Here is a 2216-nt window from a genome sequence, read left to right on the forward strand (position 1 = left end):
GTCTGCTGGATGCGACCATTGTCGCCCAGGATCACGCCGTCACCATGGCCGAGGTCGATATCGTCCCCGCCCTGGCCGCCGATCACCCAGAAGGCGCCGTCGCCGGCGTTGATCGTGTCCGCGCCACCCTCAGAAGGCTCATCGTTGATCGAGGCGAAGTCGGTATGGACGCCGTTGATGAAGTCGAGCTCCGCCATGTCACCGGAGATCAGGTGATCGCCCGTGCCCAGCAGGATCTCATCCGCATCGCGGCCCCCCAGGACAACCATGTCGCCCGAGCCCGCGTCGATGCTGTCGGCACCGCCGACGGTGCTGTCCGCGGTCTCGATGCGGGTGAAGTCCATCGCGTCGGTCTGCTGGATCTGGCCGTTGTCGCCCAGCACCACGCCGCCGCCATGACCGAGGTCGATGTCGTCCGCGCCCTGGCCACCGATGACCCAGTTGAGGCCGTCTCCGGCGTCGATGCTGTCATCGCCACCGACAAGCGGCTCATCGTTGAGCGCATTGAAGTTGGTCTGCACGCCATTGGTGAAGTCCAGCTCGGCGATATCGCCGGCGATGGAGTGATCTCCCTCGCCCAGCTTGATCCAGTCGCCGTCGCGGCCGCCCATGACCACCATGTCGCCGTCCAGAGCATCGATGCTGTCGGCACCGCCCACGGTGCTGTCGGTGGTCTCGATCCGGACATAGGCGCCCAGCGAGGTCTGCTGGATGCGACCGTTGTCGCCCAGGATCACGCCATCGCCATGGCCGAGGTCGATATCGTCCCCGCCCTGGCCGCCGATCACCCAGAAGGCACCGTCGCCGGCGTTGATCGTGTCGGCGCCACCCGCAGAAGGCACATCGTTGATCGAGGCGAAGTCGGTGTGGACGCCGTTGATGAAGTCGAGCTCCGCCATGTCACCGGAGATCAGGTGATCGCCCGTGCCCAGCAGGATCTCGTCCGCATCGCGGCCGCCCAGGACGACCATGTCGCCCGAGCCCGCGTCGATGCTGTCGGCGCCGCCGACGGTCGAGTTGGTCGTCTCGATCCGGGTGAAGTCCATCGCGTCGGTCTGCTGGATCTGACCGTTGTCGCCCAGCACCACGCCGCCGCCATGGCCGAGGTCAATGTCGTCCGCGCCCTGGCCACCGATGACCCAGTTGAGGCCGTCTCCGGCGTCGATGCTGTCATCGCCGCCGACCAGGGGCTCATCGTTGAGCGCGTTGAAGTTGGTCTGCACGCCATTGGTGAAGTCCAGCTCGGCGATGTCGCCGGCGATGGAGTGATCCCCCTCGCCCAGCTTGATCCAGTCGCCGTCGCGGCCGCCCAGGACGACCATGTCACCGTCGAGCGCGTCGATGCTGTCGGCACCGCCCACGGTGCTGTCCGTGGTCTCGATCCGGACGTAAGCGCCCAGCGAGGTCTGCTGGATGCGACCATTGTCGCCCAGGATCACGCCATCGCCATGGCCGAGGTCGATATCGTCCCCGCCCTGGCCGCCGATCACCCAGAAGGCGCCGTCGCCGGCGGTGATCGTGTCCGCGCCACCGGCTGCGGGCTCATCGTTGATCGAGGCGAAGTCGGTGTGGACGCCGTTGATGAAGTCGAGCTCCGCCATGTCACCGGCGATCAGGTGATCGCCCGTGCCCAGCAGGATCTCGTCCGCATCGCGGCCACCGAGGACCACCATGTCGCCCGAGCCCGCGTCGATGCTGTCGGCACCGCCGACGGTCGAGTTGGTCGTCTCGATCCGGGTGAAGTCCATCGCGTCGGTCTGCTGGATCTGGCCGTTGTCGCCCAGAACCACACCGCCGCCATGACCGAGGTCGATGTCATCCGCGCCCTGGCCACCGATGACCCAGTTGAGGCCGTCTCCGGCGTCGATGCTGTCATCGCCGCCGACCAGGGGCTCATCGTTGAGCGCGTTGAAGTTGGTCTGCACGCCGTTGGTGAAGTCCAGCTCGGCGATGTCGCCGGCGATGGAGTGATCGCCCTCGCCCAGCTTGATCCAGTCGCCGTCGCGGCCGCCCATGACGACCATATCACCGTCCAGCGCGTCAATGCTGTCGGCACCGCCGACGGTGCTGTCGGTGGTCTCGATCCGGACGTAAGCGCCCAGCGAGGTCTGCTGGATGCGGCCGTTGTCGCCCAGGATCACGCCATCGCCATGGCCGAGGTCGATGTCGTCCCCGCCCTGGCCGCCGATCACCCAGAAGGCGCCGTCGCCAGCGTT

General features: G+C 67.0%; 1 pseudogene. It reads right to left on the reverse strand.

Annotated elements, in window-relative coordinates:
* Positions 1-2216: pseudogene (locus CRO50_RS20280) on the reverse strand (hypothetical protein); the annotation flags it as partial.

It is taken from the genome of Pseudooceanicola antarcticus (assembly GCF_900215355.1).
Classification (GTDB): domain Bacteria; phylum Pseudomonadota; class Alphaproteobacteria; order Rhodobacterales; family Rhodobacteraceae; genus Pseudooceanicola; species Pseudooceanicola antarcticus.